The following is an 18,252-nucleotide window of genomic DNA, read 5'->3' as shown; positions in this document are numbered from 1 at the left end:
TGGTTTAGCCCCTTGTTTGTTCAAAATCGGCCATAAATGCGATCAACGCATCGACTGCCGACTCAGGTACCGCGTTATATAGGCTGGCCCGCATACCGCCCACGCTGCGGTGGCCTTTTAAATTAAGTAGCCCCGCCGCATCGGCTTGCTGTAAAAACAACTTATCCAGCGCCGCATCGGCTAACACAAAGGGCACGTTCATCCGCGAGCGATTGTGCTTAGCGATGGGGTTGCTATAAAAATCGCTGCCATCAATCGCCGCGTAAAGCTTATCGGCCTTACGCTGGTTAATGGCATCCATGGCAGCCACACCACCGACATCTTCTTTTAGCCACTGAAACACCAAGCCGGCCAAATACCAGGCGTAAGTGGGCGGCGTATTCACCATCGAACCGGCGTCAGCCAGCATTTGGTAATCAAACAGTGAAGGAATGCCCGGCTGCGCTTTACTTAATAGGTCATCACGCACAACCACCAACGTCAGGCCGGCGGGGCCTATATTTTTTTGTGCACCGGCATAAATCACACCAAACTCATTGACATCGATCGGTCCGGAAAGGATGTTCGACGACATGTCGCAAACAAGTGGCACGTTAGCGCCATCAGCGCGCTGCACATGGGGCGTATAATCAAACTCCAATCCGCCAATCGTCTCGTTAGAGGTGTAGTGCAAATAGGCAGCATCATCACTTATTTCAATGCTATCCAATGCAGGCACTTCCCTATGGCCGTTAGGCTCACTACTGGCTGCCACATGGCAACCAAAACCAAGACGCTTGGCTTCACTAAGCGCTTTTTTGCCCCAAATACCGGTCTGGATAAAGTTACCGCTACCACCCTGCCCCAACAGGTTCATGGGCAGCATGGCGAACTGCATACTGGCGCCACCCTGCAAGAACAGGACTTTATAATTATCCGGCACACCTAGGAGCTGACGGAAGTCGGCTTCAGCGCGTTCGGCAATGGCGACAAATTCATCGCTGCGGTGGCTCATTTCCATCACGGAAAGGCCACGGCCCTGGTAGTCCAGCAACTCTTCTTGGGCGCGTTTCAGCACGGCGGCTGGCAGGGCCGCTGGCCCTGCGCAGAAATTATAGTGACGTGTCATCGGACCCTGTTTCCTGTGCGTCATCGGATGATTCACTGGCCTGGGTGCCGTCAGCGCTGACTTCCTCAAGAACGCTTATTTCATCGCTCTCTTCCGGCTCATCAACACGCACCGTCTTGACCAGCTTCTCCTCTTTACCAAGGCGAATCAGCATTACACCCTGGGTATTACGCGACGTCGTTGAGACCTCTTCCACACGCGTACGTACAAGCGTGCCGCGGTCAGTGATCAGCATCATTTCATCGCTGTCATAAACCTGCATCGCTGCCACTAGGGAACCATTACGCTCACTGGTCTGCATGGCAATAACACCCTGGCCACCACGGCCACGCAGCGGAAATTCTTCCAGACGGGTGCGCTTACCGTAACCGTTCTCACTGGCGGTCATAATGTAGATTTGACCCTCAGCGGTTTCGGCGCCTCTTTCCTCCTGGCTGCCATCCTGCGTTTCGTTGTCAATATCCGCTTCGGCGTCAATATGCTGGCTCTTCGGAATAATCAGGCTGATGACTTCCGCATCACCTGCCAAGCGCATACCGCGCACGCCGCGAGCAGTCCGGCCCATAGCGCGGGCGTTGCCCTCTTCAAAGCGAATCGCCTTGCCGTTAGACGACAGCAGCATGGCATGGTCGTTACCCGTGGTAATTGCTGCACCGACCAAGCGGTCACCCTCTTCCAAATCAATCGCAATCAGGCCAACACTGCGTGGGCGCGAGAACTGCTCAAGACTGGTCCGCTTGACGGTGCCCTTGGCCGTCGCAAAGAAAATATAGTGCTCGGGGTCGTAGTCGCGTACCGGCAAGATGGCGTTAACGGCCTCACCCTCTTCAAGCGGCAACATATTAACCAGGGGCTTACCCCGCGAACCGCGGCTGGCGTTGGGCATTTCATACACTTTCAGCCAGTACACCTTGCCGCGATTAGAGAACAGCAACACGGTATCGTGAGTAGACGCCACCAGCAGGTGCTCAATAACATCTTCGTCTTTCATTGCGGTGGCAGACTTACCACGGCCGCCACGACGCTGAGCCTGATAGTCGGACAGCGGCTGAGTTTTGGCATAGCCTGAGCGCGACACGGTAACGACCATGTCTTCTTCGGCGATCAAATCTTCAATGGAGAGATCTAAATGGCTGGCCTGAATTTCAGTACGGCGATCATCACCAAACTGATCACGTACGGCATGCAGCTCTTCACGAATCACTTCCATCAAGCGGTCCGCAGAGGCCAAAATCTCGGTGAGTTCGGCAATTTTTTCAAGAATATTTAAGTATTCGTCGAGCAGCTTCTCGGTCTCAAGCCCCGTCAAGCGGTGCAGGCGTAGCTCAAGAATAGCCTGGGCCTGGGCAGGCGAAAGCCGATAAGAGGTGGCCGCAGTGTTTAGACCAAAGCCCTCTTCCAGCTCTTCTGGCTTGCAAGAAGTCGCCCCGGCACGCTCCAACATGGCGGTTACTTGGCCAGGTTGCCAGGTTTTAGCAAGCAGCTTTTCACGCGCTTCGGCCGCATTGGGCGAGGCTTTAATCAGCTCAATCACTTCATCGATATTTGAGATAGCGACAGCCAGACCTTCCAACAAATGCCCACGCTCACGGGCCTTTTTCAGCTCATACAGTGTACGCCGGGTCACCACTTCGCGCCGGTGACGAATAAAGGCTTCCAGCATCTCTTTCAGATTGAGCGTACGCGGCTGGCCATTTTCCAGCGCCACCATGTTAATGCCGAACACGTTCTGCAGCTGTGTTTGAGCAAACAGGTTATTGACCACGACTTCGCCGGACTCACCTCGCTTAATTTCAATGACTACGCGCAGGCCATCTTTATCTGACTCATCGCGCAGCTCGGCGATGCCTTCGATCTTCTTCTCTTTCACCAGCTCGGCGATCTTCTCGATCAACCGCGCTTTGTTCACCTGGTAAGGCAGCTCGGTAATGATGATGTGATCACGACCGGTTTTATCGTGGTGCTCGATGGTATGACAAGCACGCACATAAATGCGCCCACGGCCTGTTCTGTAGGCGGACAAAATGCCCGCACGGCCATTGATGATCGCGCCGGTAGGAAAGTCAGGACCGGGGATGTATTCCATTAAATCATCCACCGACAGCGTATAGTCATCGATTAACGCCAAACAGCCGTCAATCACTTCACGCATATTATGCGGCGGTATATTGGTCGCCATGCCGACGGCGATACCCGATGAGCCGTTGATCAGCAGGTTGGGTACTTTAGTAGGCAATACGGCGGGAATACGCTCGGTGCCGTCGTAGTTATCCACCCAATCGACGGTATCTTTTTCCAGGTCCGCGAGCAGCTCATGGGCAAGGCGCGACATACGCACCTCGGTGTAACGCATGGCGGCTGCGTTATCCCCATCAATTGAACCGAAATTACCCTGACCGTCGACCAGCACATGGCGCATCGAAAAGTGCTGCGCCATCCGTACGATGGTGTCGTATACCGCGCTATCGCCGTGCGGATGGTATTTACCGATGACATCGCCGACGACACGCGCCGACTTTTTGTACGGTTTATTCCAATCATTACCCAGTTCATGCATGGCAAACAGCACACGCCGGTGAACCGGTTTAAGGCCATCCCGCACATCAGGAAGCGCGCGACCGATAATGACGCTCATCGCATAGTCGAGATACGACTGTTTGAGCTCGTCTTCAATATTGACGGGCAAGATTTCTCTGGCGATGTCACCCATGAAAGTTAGATCCTTTGCACTGCATTGGCACTGCGAGAGTTGAAAGCGCTTAAAAACACCGCCCTATTAAAACAATAGAACGGCGCGCAAATACCCTGCCATCATACCACCGCAAAAGCAGCAAGGGCAGCCAGGGAGCTCACCAAAGCCATTTAGGGGGTAAATGCCTCTTTCGCCAACGTTAATGTAGCTAATGCCTCACGCACATCTCCCTCAATGGCAGCGGCCTTATTAGCCTGCATATCCAACAGAACGAAAGTTAAATCCGCCTGAGCTATCACGGTGCCATCCTTGCGCACAATACGGTGATGACAGAGCCCGCTGCGCTCAGCGACCTCAACAATCCCCGTCATTATCTCTAAATCATCCCCGTGACGTGCAGCGGCCAAATAATCAATATTCAAATTGACGACGACGAACGCCCGCCCAGCTTGATGAAGCTCTTTGATCATATCAGGGTGATGATCAAAAAAATCCCAACGCCCCTCTTCCATAAACTCCAGGTAACGAGCGTTATTAACATGGCCATAGCCATCCAGGTGATAGCCTCGGACGCGCAATTGCACTCTAGAGAGTGATGCAGTCATAACAGCTCCTTTGCTTGGATTGATTGGATTGGATCGGATTGGAGAGAAAATAAAGGTTAGAAAAAAGCAGTGATTGCCAAAACCATAATCAAACATAAGTTTTAAACACGTGCAACAAAACCGATTGGCGCCAGCCGCTGGTAGGAATGCCTCGCTTTCGCCATAATGTGCCACCTTTTGAACAGGATTGGCCCCATGTGGTTTAAGCACTTGCATTTATACCGGCTACACGACGCGCCCGAGATAACCAGCGATGCGCTCGCTAGCGCCTTACAAGAGCATGCCGCCAAACCACTTGGCAACGCCGATGCGCGCCGCCTAGGTTGGACGGCGCCAGCAGGACGTTTAGGCGGTGGTCAGCTCGTTCACGAAATTCAAGCACATCGCCTGCTTTCCGCGCTGCGCCAAGAGCGTCTATTACCTGCTTCCGTGGTAAAAGAAGAAGTTGACGAGCTAGTCGCTGATATTGAAGCCAGCGAAAGCCGCAAAGTGACCCGCAAAGAGAAGACCGCGTTAAAAGAGCAGGTCACCGAAAACTTACTGCCGCGTGCCTTTGTCCGCAGTCAGAAAATCGACCTATGGTGGGATACCCGCAGCCAGTTGATTGGCATTAACGCCAGCTCGCGCACCCGCGCTGAAGATATCTTGGATCTATTAAGAGAAACATTGGGCAGTTTAAAAGTCACGCCGCTCAGCTCGCAAACACTACCTATTCGCGCAATGACCACCTGGCTTGGCGACACTGCAAGCCGCCCAGCTGACTTGCAGCTTGGCGACCAAGTCGAACTTAAAGCCAAAGGTGACGACGGCGTATTGCGCGCACGCCAAGTCGATTTAGACAGCGATGAGATCCAGCAATTGCTTGAGAGCGGCCGCCAAGCCAGCAAACTCGCGATTAGCCTGGAAGGACGCTTAAGCTTTATCCTGCATGATGATCTTGCGTTGAAATCATTACGCTTTGGCGACGCCCTTATCGAAGAAGCCGACCATGCTGATGACGACGATGACGCCCTTGCTCGTTTGGAAACGGACTTTATTCTAATGGCACAGGCGCTATCCGATGACATTCCTCGCTTGATAGAGTGGCTCGGCGGTGAAACGCAGCGGGAACCCGCGGCGCAGTAAGGGCTCTATAGCCTTTTCACCTCTATGGTATTAATCGGCACCTATTCCTAATCACCAACGATTTATCATCCAACGGTTCGCATGACTCATCATAACAACGCTCCCATTGCCTCTATCGAGACAGACCCGTGGGCCGATATTCGGCCTTTCATGGATCACGAAGTAGCCGATGTTCTTGCTAGGCTCTCACGGGATAATGAGCTGCTGGATGCGCTCACCCGCTTTCGACTGCCGCGCTTAGCACGCTGGGCGCCGTCGTTGGCACGTGGTTTTGCCAGTCGCGCGGTACGCCGTGAAGTTAAAGATGTTTCGTCGGTTTACGAATTTCAAATGCGCATTGCCCACTATATGGAACGCATGATTCGTACCACCACCGATGCGTTTGAAGTGACTGGCCTTGATAAGCTTGATCCTAACGGTGCTTACCTCTTTATTGGTAATCATCGTGATATCTCGCTGGACCCAGCGTTCGTAAACTACGCGCTGTATCAGGCAAACCGGGGCACGGTGCGTATCGCTATTGGCGATAATTTGCTCAAAAAACCTTATGTCACCGATCTGATGCGGCTTAATAAAAGCTTTATTGTGCCGCGCAGTGCGCGTGGCAAACGTGCAATGCTGGCGGCATATCAGCAACTTTCCGCCTATATTCGCCACACCATTACTGAAGATCAACACTCGATATGGATGGCGCAGCGCGAAGGACGGGCCAAGAACGGCATTGATCACACCGAGCCAGCCATCATCAAAATGCTAATCATGGCGAGACGTGCTTCAGAGCGCGATATGGTATTCGGTGATGCGATTGCCGAGCTGAAGCTCGTGCCCGTATCGATTAGCTATGAGTACGATCCCTGCGATGTACAAAAGGCCCAAGAGCTGCACGACATCGATACCCAGGGTAGTTACGCCAAAGAGGAGTTTGAAGACATTCGCTCCATTGTCGCAGGCATTACCGGCTCCAAAGGACGCGTACGATTACACTTCGGCACCCCTGTTGGGTCTGACATGGCAACGCCTGATGAAGTAGCGGCTGAAATAGATCGCCAGGTAATTGGTGGCTATCGTCTATTTCCAAGCCACTATTTAGCGCTGGAAGCACTGGGTGAAGCGCCTGAACTGGTAGCACGCAAAGCCATTACGCGCCAAGACAGAGAACGCTTTAATGCGCGGCTTGCTGAGGTACCTGAGCCACTGCGCCCTTACTGGCTCGCCCAGTACGCGAACCCTGTTAAGCATAAAGCAGGTAGACTGACGCTTTAAACTGACGTTTTGGGCTGGTGCCTTTAAGTTGTCGTTTTTATACCAGGCAACTCATGCCCGTTGGCAGAAAAAATGCTATGGTCAAAGCAGTGATTGGTCCCGCTTGGCGCTGCCGTCAACCGCGATCCTAAGGAGACTTCCATGTCCGGTTCAGAAATTCAGAAAACACGTGTCATCAATGAGCTACGTGGTTTTATTCGCAAGTTATTACAAGACCCTAAAATTCTTGAGCAATCGCTGGCGATTGCCCGTCAACACTTGACCGAAGGCAGTAATGCTGCGGCGATGGCACGCATTGCTAACGAAATATCCGACACAACTAGCGTGCACATCCCGGAAGACCCAGCGGAGCACTCTGAAGCTGATAAACTCTTTTTAGAGCTACTGCGCGAAGTGGTTCAAGAAGAGCAAGCCTTGTATTAAAGGGTTTAGAAAGCATTGTATTAAACGTTACCTTAGGCAACGTTACCGGCGAAGCGATAGCGGCTTCGCCGTCTTGTTTGTTATCGCCTGACCGGCACCATTATCCACTCGGAATTAACCTTCACCATGCCTACTACCGCCACGCGCAACATTTTGGTGACAAGCGCGCTCCCTTATGCTAACGGAGCCATTCACCTCGGTCACTTACTTGAGTATATCCAGACTGATATCTGGGTACGTTTCCAGAAAAGCCGTGGCCAGCAGTGCTACTACGTATGTGCCGATGATGCCCATGGCACCGCTATCATGTTGCGTGCTGAGCAGGAAAACATTACTGCGGAAGCACTGATTGAACGGGTTTCTCAGGATCATCAAACTGACTTTGCTCGTTTTGGCGTTGGTTTCGACAATTACCACTCAACCCACTCCGCTGAAAACCGTTATTTCAGTGAAATGATCTATAAGCGCTTACGGGATAAAGGCCATATTGCCACGCGCGATATAGAGCAAATGTTTGACCCGCAAAAAGGCTTGTTCTTAGCTGATCGCTTTATTAAAGGCACCTGCCCAAAATGCGGGGCAGACGACCAGTACGGCGATAACTGTGAGAAGTGTGGCGCGACTTACACCCCCGCCGATTTAATTAATCCTGTTTCGGCGATTTCTGGCGCCACGCCCGAAGTGCGCACCTCGACCCATTACTTTTTTAAGCTGCCCGACTTTGCCGACTTCTTGCAGCGCTGGATTGACGACGGCCACGTTCAGCCGCAAATCCGTAACAAGCTGATGGAGTGGTTTGAGTCCGGCTTTAATGAATGGGACATTTCCCGCGACGCGCCTTACTTTGGCTTTGAAATACCTGACGCGCCGGGCAAATACTTTTATGTATGGTTAGATGCGCCGATTGGCTATTTGGCCAGTTTTAAAAACCTATGCGATCGCCAAGGTATCGACTTCGACAGCTTCTGGGAAAAGGGATCCGACGCCGAGGTATATCACTTTATCGGCAAAGATATCGTCTACTTCCACGCGCTGTTCTGGCCCGCTATGCTGCATGGCGCCGACCTTCGTACGCCAACGGCCGTCAACTGCCATGGCTTCCTAACGGTAGACGGCGCCAAGATGTCGAAATCCCGCGGAACGTTCATTAAAGCCGCCACCTACGCCGATCATCTTAACCCGGAATACTTGCGCTATTATTTTGCCGCCAAGCTCACCTCCAAAGTTGATGATTTAGATTTAAACTTGGAAGACTTTGCTGCACGGGTAAACTCCGATCTGGTTGGCAAAGTGATCAATATTGCCAGCCGGTGCGCCGGTTTTGTGAAAAAACTTGGCGGCGGCACACTCTCGACACATTGCGCTGAGCCACAAATGGTCGCCCGCTTTATTGCCGCGGGTGACGATATTGCCGACGACTTTGAATCGCGCGAATTCAGTCGGGCAATGCGCAAAATTATGGAACTGGCGGATGAGGCCAACACCTACATAGCAGATAAAGAACCCTGGGCACTGGCAAAGCAGGATGGGCGCGATGCAGAAGTCTTGGAGATATGTTCGGTAGGTATTAATTTATTCCGCCAGTTAATGGTGTATCTTGCTCCCGTGGTTCCCGCCATGGCTGAAGATGCCCGTGAGTTTTTGAATGTCGAATCACTCGACTGGCACACTCGACAAAGTGTCCTGACAGATCATTCAATCAACAAATTCAAACCGCTCATGACGCGCGTTGAGCGCGATAAAATCGATGCGATGATTGAAGCATCCAAGGAAGATCTTGTGGAAGAGCAGAAATTGAAAGAGGCGCCAAAAGGCCCGTTGGCGGATGATCCCATCGCCGCTGAAATCGATTTTGCAACATTTGCGAAGGTCGACCTAAGGATTGCACGCATCACTCAGGCCCAGTACGTAGAAGGCGCCGACAAGCTGTTACAGTTGACTCTCGATCTGGGCGGCGAAACGCGCAATGTCTTCTCCGGCATTCGCTCCGCTTACGCCCCCGAAGCATTAGAAGGACGATTGACCGTGATGGTCGCTAACCTGGCACCGCGCAAAATGCGTTTTGGGATGTCTGAAGGCATGGTATTAGCCTCTGCCAATGAAGAAGGCATTTATCTGCTTTCCCCAGACACTGGTGCCGAACCGGGCCAGCGGGTAACGTAATAAAGAGAGTAGGTTATTAGGGGCAGAGGCTAATCGCCTTTGCCCTTTTTGTTTTTAAGTACCGCTTTATTCGCACATCATCACCGCTTTGCTCAGGCACTTTTTATGGTTCGAATCTTCTCGCGATCTTTACGCTTTCGTTTTTTAGCTGCCTTAGGGGGCGTCTTGCTCCTTGCCCTCATTTCCTTAGGGGTATTGAGTCAATGGGTGATATTCCCAGCGCTTCACAAGGAAGAGCGTGCGGTAGTGATGCAAGAGCTTGAGCAAATTGAGCGCAGCCTTCAGATCAGTCAGAAAGAACTATTAGCCCAAGTGCGAGATTGGGCTATTTGGGACGATACTTACGAATTTATCCAAGGCAATTACCCCGGCTATACCGATACAAATTTTAGCCAGCAGATGTTTGAAGAAATGCGCTACCAGCTAATGGTGTTTTTTAACGCAGAGGGCCAAGTCCATTTTATAGCAGGCATTAACCCTGCTACTGACCTTTACACTACCTGCCATACCATGGAGCGGGAGTGCGGTTGGGCGGAAGGGTTAATCCGACCTATGCAGGCCTCTATTGAGGAAGACCCGCAGCAAGGAAAAAGCAACCTCTATGCTGGCTCACCTCCCTTGATGGTGGCTTCTAACCCCATTTTGCGTACTGACGAAAGTGGCCCACCGCAAGGCTGGTTATTTAAAGTGAGGCCAATGGATGATGCATGGCGTGACATCATAGAAGACTACACGGGGTTACCAACTACCCTTTCTATGGTTGATGCGCCTATAGACAAAGAGGTTGCCGTTACTATTAAGGGCAATATCATCCAGGCGCAGCGCTATCTACCTACCTATCCACATAACGAACAAATCGAGCTAGGAACCCACCTTAATCGCACCAGCTATTTAGCCAGTTTAGAGACCTTTCGATACGTGCTTTTGTGGACAGCATGCTTAATGCTTTTGGTCATTGCCCTTGTCCTGTTTCTACTCGAGCGTATTATCCTGAAGCCACTGAGAACCCTTACCCAATTTACCCAGCAAGTCAGTGTCGACTCGGCCGATTCGGCCAACCTGATAAAGCGCAACGATGAAATTGGTGTATTAGCGCGTACCTTTCAGCAGCAGTTTAAACACCAAAAACAGCTTAATGCCGAGCTAATCGAGCTTTCTACCCATGACGCATTGACTGGCTTACCCAATCGCCGTTTGTTCGACCAGCGGCTGCAAGAAGTGATTAATATCGCCTTGGTCACCGGCCAACCCTTGTCGGTGATGATGCTCGATATTGATCATTTCAAATTATTTAACGACCATTACGGCCACCCAGAGGGCGATACGTGCTTGCAACGAGTAGCGCAGACAATGCATGACGTCGCCACTAACCAGGGTTTTTTTATCGCACGTACGGGCGGTGAAGAGTTTAGTGCCATGCTGCCTGCCACTTCAGCTACCCAGGCGATTGAAAAAAGCGAGGCTTTGAGTCATGCCATTGATCAATTAAAGTACCCGCACCAAGTATCGCCTGTGGCACCGCATGTCACCGTCAGCATTGGGATTAGTCAGTTTGACAGTACGGCACTTATGACCCCCACCGCTTTAATGACAGCTGCGGACCAAGCATTATACGCTGCCAAAGCCGCTGGACGGCATTGCTCCGTGGTTTATACACCTTCGCTAGCCAATACCCCATTTTCTTCTCATAATACGCCGCCATGAGTGAGCTATTTATCATTTTGATCAGCACAGCACTGGTCAACAATTTCGTGCTGGTTCAGTTTTTGGGCTTGTGTCCCTTTATGGGGGTCTCTAATAAATTAGAGTCGGCTATGGGTATGTCCCTGGCCACCACCTTTGTACTGACCCTGGCGTCAGCGGCCAGCTTCGTGGTCTACCACGGGCTGCTTGTGCCGCTGGATGTCGCTTATCTTCGCACCATTAGTTTTATTGTGGTCATCGCCGCTGTGGTGCAGTTCACTGAAATCATGGTGCGCCAGCTAAGCCCACTGTTGCATCAAGTACTGGGCATTTTCCTACCGCTCATCACGACTAACTGCGCAGTGCTGGGGGTCGCTTTGCTGTCGCTAAATCGCGAGTTGAGTTTTTTTCATACCCTCCTTTATGGGTTGGGCGCCGCGCTGGGGTTCTCGCTTATTTTGGTACTGTTTGCGGCCATGCGCGAACGCATTGCCGGGGCAGATATCCCCAAACCGTTCCAAGGTGCCGCTATTGCCATGGTGACCGCTAGCCTGATGTCGCTGGCATTTCTCGGCTTTTCCGGATTAGTACAAGGGTGAAGGCAGCGCGTAATGAGTAATACATTCGATGCTATCAGCATTCTAAGCGCCATCGCGGTACTCACCGGCTTGGGCATCGGTTTCGGTGCTCTTCTGGGGGTCGTTAGTGAACGCTTCAAACGTGAAGATAACCCACTGATAGAGCAAATTGATGCGTTATTGCCGCAAACCCAATGTGGCCAGTGCGGCTACCCAGGCTGCCGACCGTACGCAGAAGCCATTAACCAGGGTGACTCACTCAATAAATGCCCGCCAGGGGGCGAGGCGACTATCCAGGGGCTTGCCGATTTATTAGGTCGCGCAACCGAGCCTCTCGACGGTGAAGCCCAAAGCGAAGCGAAGGTGGCTTTTATTCGCGAAGCAGAGTGCATTGGTTGTACAAAATGCATTCAAGCCTGCCCGGTCGACGCGATTATTGGCGCTGCCAAATTAATGCATACCGTGATTGAAGATGAATGCACCGGCTGCGATTTGTGTTTGGACCCCTGCCCCGTCGACTGTATTGATATGCTGCCGCGAACGGCGCCACTCAGCCGCTGGCAGCCGGTTATCACACCGCCATCCAATGTTATTGTCAGTGACCGACAAGCTACGCCAGGAGGTGTTCATGTCGAGCGCCTTTGATTTTCCGGGTGGCATTTACCCTCCCGAGCGCAAGCTGCGCTCAAATCAGGCTGCACTGATTGAGGCGCCACTGCCAAAGCGAGTGGCTCTTCCACTGCAACTACATAGTGGCCAGCCCGCCACCCCCTGTGTCGCGCCGGGTGACTTGGTGAAGGTGGGCAGCGTGATTGCTAAGCGCGAAGGCATGATTTCCAGCCACTTGCATGCCAGCATCAGCGGCACGGTAGCCGACGTTAGCACCACCCAAATCACGATAGAAGGCGACGGGCGGGATGAATGGCAGCGCCTGCCTGGCCTCGACTGGCGCTATTCCGCTCCCGTTGAGCTGCTTGAGCGCTTAAACGAGAGCGGCCTTGTCGGCCTAGGCGGGGCCGGCTTTCCTACCCACATTAAAGCGCTTGCGGTGGAACAGCATCCGATTCACACCCTCGTGATCAATGCTGCTGAGTGCGAGCCTTATATTACTGCCGACGATATCACCTTGCGCCATTACGCTAGTGAAGTACTCGAAGGCGCGCAGATAATGGCCAAACTGTGTAACGCACGGCAGATCATAATTGGCATCGAGGATAATAAGCCCGCGGCCATTGAAGCCCTGAGGAGTGCACTACCGTTTAGCCAGCCGGCCCTGGTTGAGCTAAAAGTGATTCCCACTCGCTACCCCAGCGGTGGCGAGCGTCAACTGATAAAAAAATTGCTTGATCTGACAGTACCCAGTGGCGGCTTACCCGTCGATGTGGGGGTGCTTTGCCATAACCCCGGCACGCTTCTCGCGGTACTCCAGGCCATTCGCGACGGACAACCGCTGGTTTCCAGAGTGGTGACCTTGACGGGAGAAGCGGTTGCCAGCCCCGGCAACCGCTGGGTCCGCATAGGCACCTCCATAAACGAACTGCTGACGCACGCGGGGCTAAACCAAGCAACATTAAGTCAAGTGATTCAGGGCGGTCCCATGATGGGAACGCCGCTGCTGACACTGGATGCGCCGGTCACCAAACTCACCAACTGCCTGATCGCCGCAACCATTGATGAACTTCCGCTGGCACCAGAGGAATCGCCCTGCATTCGTTGTGGCGAATGCGAAAGCGTGTGCCCAGTAGCACTGTTGCCTCAGCAGCTTCACTGGTACGCACGCGCTAAAAACGACACCAAGATGGAGCACTACCATCTATTCGATTGTATTGAATGCGGTGCCTGTAGTTACGTTTGTCCAAGCCATATTCCGCTGGTTGATGATTATCGCGAGGCGAAAAGCCGTCTACGCCTGCAGCGTATTGAGGCGGAAAAAGCAGAGCACGCCAAGCACCGCTTTGAATTTCGTCAAGCGCGGCTTGCTCGCGAAGAGGCCGAAAAACAGGCGCGCAAGGCAGCTCGCCAAGCACAGCAACAGCGTCCTTCCAGCAACACCTCGGCAAGCAGTGAGAAAGTGGATTTACGCGGACTGCGAATTGCCCATGCCGCTGCCAAAGCGTCGGTTAAAAAAGCCGAAAAAAACCTTTCACGTGTGGCCCAGGAAGACCCTAAGCAGCCCCTTGATGATCTGGAAATGCAGCTTGCAACCGCGCAGGAGAACTTACGAGCAGCCGAGTTGCAGCTTGCTAAAGCACGCGAGCAGCAGCCCAGCAAGGAATCGCCATGAGTATGATGCACGCTTCACAGGTAAACGGTGGTAACGCCGCTTCTACCGTGCCCCCCACGGCGAGCTTAATGCGTTGGGTGTTTGCAGCAACCCTGCCGGGCATCGCCACGATGAGCTATTTCTTTGGCCTTGGCGTGCTCAGCAACGTGCTGTTAGCAGCAACGTTGGGTGTTGCACTTGAAGCAGCCGTGTTGCGAGTGCGCAAACGACCAATACGAATAACGATCAATGACTCAAGCGCCCTACTCACAGGTGTTCTGCTTGGCGTTTCGCTACCACCAGCCAGCCCCTGGTGGCTGATTTGCGTGGGCATGGTTGCTGCGATTGTAGTCGCCAAACAGTTGTATGGAGGTTTAGGTCATAATCCCTTCAATCCTGCCATGGTGGGTTATGCGCTGCTATTGGTGTCTTTTCCTGCCTATATGACGCTATGGGCACCACCCCAAAACATTGTGCCCACCGAGTTATGGTCTCAAATGACCGGCACGTTGCCAGCCGCTCAGCTGGATAGCCTGAGCGGTGCCACACCACTCGATGCTTTTAAGCACAAAGGTGAAGCGGTGCTTGCCAGCGAGTTCTGGGCAGCCAATCCATTGCCTGAAGGTACCCTCGGAACATGGCAAATCATCAGCTTAGCCTGGCTGCTGGGCGGTACGCTCTTATTGTACAAACGGATTATCAGCTGGCATATTCCCACCGCCATGCTCGGTAGTGTCATAGTGCTGGCCACGCTGTTTTATCTCAGCGACCCAAGCCACTTTGCTTCACCGCTTTTTCACCTGCTCACCGGGGCAACCTTGTTTGGGGCGTTCTTTATCGCCACCGACCCTGTTTCTGCAGCCACCAGCCGACGCGGTAAACTTATTTATGGCGCTGGCATTGGCGTGTTAGTCATCATTATTCGTACCTTTGGCGGCTACCCGGATGCAGTGGCGTTTGCGGTATTACTGATGAATCTGTGCGTGCCGCTGCTAGACCTTTATAGCGTGCCGCGCCCCACCGGCATATCAAAAACCTCGCCAGGAAAGCAGCCATGACGCTACACCAGGCCATGCTACGGGGGGCACTCGCGCTGGGGGCCTTTGCACTGGTAACGGCGGGCAGCATTGCATTAACGCGCGCGTTAACCGCCGAACGAATAGCGACGCACCAGTTGGCTTACCAGCACCGCCAACTTCAAGAAGTATTGCCCGAAACGTTAGCCAATATTCCCATTACCGACGTTTTGGAAAGCACCTTTACCCTTCCCAACGCAGAGGCGCTGGGGCTAGAAAAAGATACCCAGGGCTGGTCGGTAAGCGACCAGGATAGCAGTGCGGTGATTTTTCCAGTGGTGACACGGCAGGGATACAACGGCGAAATTCGGCTACTAATAGGCATTGATGAGCAGCAGCGTATTAGCGGAGTACGCGTCACCCAACATCAGGAAACGCCTGGATTGGGTGATGACATAGAACGCAGACGCAGCGACTGGATCACCGGTTTTGATGGCCTGGGATTAGATAGTTTGTCACCGTCAGGCTGGGCAGTGGCTAAAGACGGCGGTCATTTTGACGCGTTTACCGGTGCGACGATTACGCCCAGGGCCGTGGTAAACGCCGTATATAAAGCATTAGAGTACGCCGCCGAAACACCGCTACCGATTTCTTCTCAGGAGCCTACATCATGAGCCAGTGGCGCGAACTCGCCCGAAGCGGTCTTTGGTCGAATAACCCAGCTCTGGTGCAATTGCTAGGGCTCTGCCCCCTGTTGGCTGTCAGCGGCAGCATCGTCAATGCGCTCGGGCTAGCGCTTGCCACGCTGATGGTGATGGTGGGTGCCAGTACGGCTATTTCTTTGATTCGTCATCAGGTACCCACCGCCGTACGCCTGCCCGCTTTCGTGATGGTCATTGCTGCCTTTGTTACTTGCGCTGAATTGCTAATGGCCGCCTACGCCTACCCGCTCTACCAGGTACTGGGCATTTTTATTCCGCTAATTGTCACCAACTGCGCCATCCTCGGCCGTGCGGATGCCTTTGCCTCCCGTCAACCAGTGCTGCCTGCCGCCATCGATGGCTTGATGATGGGATTAGGGTTTGGCGCAGTTCTGGTATTGCTGGGCGCCCTACGAGAGTTGCTCGGCCAAGGCACGCTGTTTAGCGATATGTCGCTGCTGTTTGGGCCGCAGGCCGCTAATTGGCAGCTCACCATTGCTGACGATTATCAGTTTCTATTTTTCGTACTGCCGCCAGGGGCTTTCTTTGTGGCTGGCATGCTAATCGCCCTAAAAAATGTCATTGATCAACACAGCGTTGCTCGCGCTCGCCCTGTTACAGCTGCACCTCGCATTGAACGCCGCGTGCGAGTTACCGGTACGATTAAATAACGGCTTTTAAATAACGGTTTTTAAATTACTGCATTTGAATAACTGCATCTTAAAAAGAGACAAACCATGAATGCCCAAAAGCGTCATGAAATTTTTGCTCGCCTTCAGGCAGAGACTCCCCAACCCACTACCGAGCTCAACTGGAACACCCCCTTTGAGTTGCTGGCTGCCGTGCTGCTTTCGGCTCAAGCCACCGATGTAGGAGTCAATAAAGCCACAGCACGCCTTTATCCTGTCGCGAATACGCCTCAAGCGATCATTGATTTAGGTATCGACCAGCTTAAAGCGCATATCAAAACCATCGGCCTTTACAATACCAAGGCCGAAAATTTGATGAAAACCTGTCACATTCTAGTCGACCAGCACAGTGGCGAAGTGCCCGATACCCGGCAAGCGTTAGAAGCCTTGCCGGGTGTAGGCCGCAAAACCGCCAACGTGATTCTCAATACGGCCTTTGGTCACCCCACTATGGCAGTGGATACGCATATTTTCCGAGTTTCTAACCGCACCGGCATCGCTAAAGGCAAGAATGTGGTCGAGGTGGAGCAAAAACTGCTACGTCATGTGCCCAAAGGGTTCCTCCAAGATGCTCACCACTGGCTGATACTCCACGGGCGTTATACGTGTATAGCGCGCAAGCCACGCTGCGGCAGTTGTATCATTGAAGATCTTTGCGAATATAAAGAAAAAACAGAGATCGCTTAGCGAGCAAGTAGCAATTTTCTATATTCTTCGCGCCAAGCTGGCCACTCCCATGGCTTGGTATCTAGCGGTTCAGGACGCGCTGCAGGATCGGTTAGCCACCGATGCAGCCGCTCATACAGCCCTGCTTGAGTGCCGTCATAGCGATAAGCAGGCGGATAAAGCGCCGGAAAACAGAGCCGATCAGGCACCAGCGGCAGCGCGCCACGCTGTGCCGCTTCCATAATCGCCAAGCCCTGAAATTCATGCCATGTGGTTGAGACCACGATACCCGCGCTATCCAACAACTCTCGATACGTGTCTTCAGGTTGCGGCCCCCACGCAACGATATGCCTAGATAAACGTTGTTCAGCCTCAGCAAAAATAGCAGGCACCTGGCGGAAGCGCTGCCCCAGCACCGCAAGTTCAAACGCTACACCGGCTTCGCTTAAAGCAAACAGTACCGCGAAGAAATCGTCAGGGTTTTTGTCGTACTCCCAACGATGATTCCAAACAATACGCTGAGGCACTGTTTTTTGAATAGCCGTTTGCTGGCGAGATGTTGAGCTCTCAGAAATGGGTACTGGTAAAACCTGAGACCGCTCGCGCAGCGCTTCAAGTGGCTTCGCCGCAGGCAGGTTCTCAGGCATCTTTTTCAAGAAGCCACGCGCGCCATCAATAAAGGAGTCACGGTTGTAAGCGCTGTTAAACACCACATTATCCGCCGCTAGCGCCGTATAGAGATTGACCATTTTGGCTTCCACTTGCGACATCTGGTCGCTCGACTCAGGATAGGCGAACTGGTTTTCATGAAAATAAACGACCTTCTTCGCTCGACCAAGATGTGGAAAAAGCCCAATCAGTGTCGCTAGGTCGACCATTGAGGTAGCTAGCACGACATCATACGACTGGTTGAGGATGGCATGCTCTTTTAACATCCAGCTCAACGGATTGCCGCGAATACGCCAAGAAAAATGACGTGGTGGCAGGGCTAATAGTGTCCATGACACCTCATCCAATTGCTCCATTAAACTTTGCGCCCAATAGCGGTGGCTTACCGCTTCATAGGCTGATAATAGTAATACGCGCACTAAGAGCCCTACCTTGCTAATCAGTGAACCGCCATAACACCGTCAGCCATGGCAAAGTGGCAAGTAGTGTAACAAAGCATGTCGGTTTGCTCGCTGATGGCTATCTCACTGCCGAGCATTCGGCCAAGGTCGTCTTGGCTGACTGTCTCGATCTATCTAGACTGCAGGCATGTATCGCTAAAACAAATA

General features: G+C 52.7%; 16 protein-coding genes. 12 read left to right on the top strand and 4 right to left on the bottom strand.

Annotation, left to right across the window (positions count from 1 at the left end; translation table 11 throughout):
* Positions 1 to 4: 4 nt before the first annotated feature.
* The 3 genes from serC to ACUVOF_RS08930 all read right to left on the bottom strand — a co-directional run bounded on the left by serC (position 5) and on the right by ACUVOF_RS08930 (position 4,405).
* The gene (gene serC, locus ACUVOF_RS08940; RefSeq protein ID WP_447044020.1) at positions 5 to 1,108 is read right to left on the bottom strand and encodes a 3-phosphoserine/phosphohydroxythreonine transaminase; all 1,104 of its coding nucleotides are present in this window, start codon (positions 1,106 to 1,108) and stop codon (positions 5 to 7) included.
* Positions 1,092 to 3,818 (bottom strand): DNA gyrase subunit A, encoded by a 2,727-nt coding sequence (gyrA, locus tag ACUVOF_RS08935; protein WP_447044019.1) that lies wholly within the window; start codon positions 3,816 to 3,818, stop codon positions 1,092 to 1,094. The genes serC and gyrA overlap by 17 nt, the downstream gene beginning before the upstream one ends.
* A 152-nt stretch (positions 3,819 to 3,970) precedes the next feature.
* Positions 3,971 to 4,405 carry an acyl-CoA thioesterase gene (locus tag ACUVOF_RS08930; protein ID WP_447044018.1) on the bottom strand — a complete coding sequence of 145 codons (435 nt, stop codon included), beginning with the start codon at positions 4,403 to 4,405 and terminating at the stop codon, positions 3,971 to 3,973.
* 195 nt (positions 4,406 to 4,600) lie between these two features.
* Here ACUVOF_RS08930 and ACUVOF_RS08925 point away from each other — a divergent pair, with 195 nt between their 5' ends.
* The 12 genes from ACUVOF_RS08925 (at position 4,601) to nth (ending at position 16,996) form a co-directional block, all read left to right on the top strand.
* Positions 4,601 to 5,530, top strand: coding sequence for a recombination-associated protein RdgC (locus tag ACUVOF_RS08925; protein ID WP_447044017.1), 930 nt, complete (start codon positions 4,601 to 4,603; stop codon positions 5,528 to 5,530).
* An 81-nt stretch (positions 5,531 to 5,611) separates the two neighbouring features.
* Positions 5,612 to 6,793: a 1-acyl-sn-glycerol-3-phosphate acyltransferase gene (locus ACUVOF_RS08920; protein ID WP_447044016.1), complete on the top strand. Its 1,182-nt coding sequence runs from the start codon at positions 5,612 to 5,614 to the stop codon at positions 6,791 to 6,793.
* 141 nt (positions 6,794 to 6,934) lie between these two features.
* Complete coding sequence (locus ACUVOF_RS08915; protein WP_447044015.1) at positions 6,935 to 7,216, top strand: hypothetical protein; 282 nt, start codon at positions 6,935 to 6,937, stop codon at positions 7,214 to 7,216.
* 126 nt (positions 7,217 to 7,342) lie between these two features.
* Positions 7,343 to 9,379: a methionine--tRNA ligase gene (gene metG, locus ACUVOF_RS08910; protein WP_447044014.1), complete on the top strand. Its 2,037-nt coding sequence runs from the start codon at positions 7,343 to 7,345 to the stop codon at positions 9,377 to 9,379.
* A 165-nt stretch (positions 9,380 to 9,544) separates the two neighbouring features.
* Entirely contained in the window at positions 9,545 to 11,083 is a 1,539-nt protein-coding gene (locus ACUVOF_RS08905; protein ID WP_447044013.1) for a sensor domain-containing diguanylate cyclase, read from the top strand.
* Positions 11,080 to 11,661 (top strand): electron transport complex subunit RsxA, encoded by a 582-nt coding sequence (rsxA, locus tag ACUVOF_RS08900; protein ID WP_113267954.1) that lies wholly within the window; start codon positions 11,080 to 11,082, stop codon positions 11,659 to 11,661. The genes ACUVOF_RS08905 and rsxA overlap by 4 nt, the downstream gene beginning before the upstream one ends.
* Before the next feature lie 12 nt (positions 11,662 to 11,673).
* Entirely contained in the window at positions 11,674 to 12,285 is a 612-nt protein-coding gene (gene rsxB / locus ACUVOF_RS08895; protein ID WP_447044012.1) for an electron transport complex subunit RsxB, read from the top strand.
* Entirely contained in the window at positions 12,269 to 13,924 is a 1,656-nt protein-coding gene (gene rsxC, locus ACUVOF_RS08890; protein ID WP_447044011.1) for an electron transport complex subunit RsxC, read from the top strand. Before rsxB ends, rsxC begins: the two co-directional genes overlap by 17 nt.
* Positions 13,921 to 14,961, top strand: coding sequence for an RnfABCDGE type electron transport complex subunit D (locus ACUVOF_RS08885; RefSeq protein ID WP_447044010.1), 1,041 nt, complete (start codon positions 13,921 to 13,923; stop codon positions 14,959 to 14,961). Before rsxC ends, ACUVOF_RS08885 begins: the two co-directional genes overlap by 4 nt.
* Positions 14,958 to 15,593, top strand: coding sequence for an electron transport complex subunit RsxG (rsxG, locus tag ACUVOF_RS08880; RefSeq protein WP_447044009.1), 636 nt, complete (start codon positions 14,958 to 14,960; stop codon positions 15,591 to 15,593). Before ACUVOF_RS08885 ends, rsxG begins: the two co-directional genes overlap by 4 nt.
* Positions 15,590 to 16,291 carry an electron transport complex subunit E gene (locus tag ACUVOF_RS08875; protein ID WP_447044008.1) on the top strand — a complete coding sequence of 234 codons (702 nt, stop codon included), beginning with the start codon at positions 15,590 to 15,592 and terminating at the stop codon, positions 16,289 to 16,291. The genes rsxG and ACUVOF_RS08875 overlap by 4 nt, the downstream gene beginning before the upstream one ends.
* 66 nt (positions 16,292 to 16,357) lie before the next feature.
* Positions 16,358 to 16,996 carry an endonuclease III gene (gene nth / locus ACUVOF_RS08870; RefSeq protein ID WP_447044007.1) on the top strand — a complete coding sequence of 213 codons (639 nt, stop codon included), beginning with the start codon at positions 16,358 to 16,360 and terminating at the stop codon, positions 16,994 to 16,996.
* On the opposite strand, the gene ACUVOF_RS08865 is transcribed toward nth, so the two are convergent.
* Complete coding sequence (locus tag ACUVOF_RS08865) at positions 16,993 to 18,063, bottom strand: tRNA-queuosine alpha-mannosyltransferase domain-containing protein (RefSeq protein ID WP_447044006.1); 1,071 nt, start codon at positions 18,061 to 18,063, stop codon at positions 16,993 to 16,995. The two genes, nth and ACUVOF_RS08865, sit on opposite strands and share 4 nt — an antisense overlap.
* Between the last annotated feature and the right edge of the window lie 189 nt (positions 18,064 to 18,252).

The organism is Vreelandella sp. H-I2 (assembly GCF_052959335.1).
The sequence above is the reverse complement of the archived record's forward strand: the minus strand, read 5'-3'. Positions and strand labels throughout refer to the sequence as shown.